General features: G+C 67.5%; 1 protein-coding gene. It reads left to right on the top strand.

Annotated features, from left to right (window positions below; translation table 11 throughout):
- On the top strand, nt 1-877 hold an 877-nt coding region (locus tag LQ326_RS47305), incomplete at both ends, for an APC family permease (RefSeq protein ID WP_491074100.1).

Here is an 877-nt window from a genome sequence, read left to right as displayed (position 1 = left end):
GGGCAAGCAGATGATCATCACGCTGGTCCTGGTGGCTCTGCTCGGCGCGGTCTTCCTCAAGGGCTTCCTGGAGGCGATCGGCGTCGCGGTCGCCCTGGTCGGCGTCTACCTCGCGCTCAACGTCGTCGTCGTGATCGTCGGTTTCTACCACGTCATCACCGCCGAACACGTCATCACCGACTGGAGCAGCGCCCTCACCACGCAACACGGCAACGTCTTCGTCATGGTCGGCGTCGCCCTGATCGTCTTCCCGAAGCTCGCCCTGGGTCTGTCCGGCTTCGAGACCGGTGTCGCCGTCATGCCGCATGTCAAGGGCGACCCGCACGACACCGAGCAGCAGCCCACCGGCCGGATCCGGGACACCAGGAAGCTGCTCACCACGGCGGCCCTGATCATGAGCTGCTTCCTGATCGCGACCAGCTTCATCACCACCCTGCTGATCCCGGAGAACGAGTTCAAGTCCGGCGGCAGCGCCAACGGCCGCGCGCTCGCCTACCTGGCCCACCAGTACCTCGGCAGCGCCTTCGGCACGGTCTACGACATCTCGACCATCTGCATCCTGTGGTTCGCCGGCGCCTCCGCGATGGCCGGCCTGCTCAACCTGATGCCGCGCTACCTGCCCCGGTACGGCATGGCACCGCACTGGGCCCGTGCCGTGCGCCCGATGGTCATCGTCTTCACCCTGATCGCCTTCCTGGTCACCTGGATCTTCGACGCCGACGTCGACGCGCAGGGCGGCGCCTACGCCACCGGCGTGCTGGTCCTGATCAGCTCCGCCGCGGTCGCGGTGACCATCGCCGCCCGCAAAGCCGGGCAGCGCAAGGGGGCGATCGGGTTCGGGGTCATCTCGGCGGTGTTCCTCTACACGACCGTCGTC

It is taken from the genome of Streptomyces shenzhenensis (assembly GCF_021462265.1).
GTDB lineage: Bacteria > Actinomycetota > Actinomycetes > Streptomycetales > Streptomycetaceae > Streptomyces > Streptomyces shenzhenensis.
Note: the sequence above shows the minus strand (reverse complement) of the source record. Positions and strands in the feature narration are given on the sequence as shown.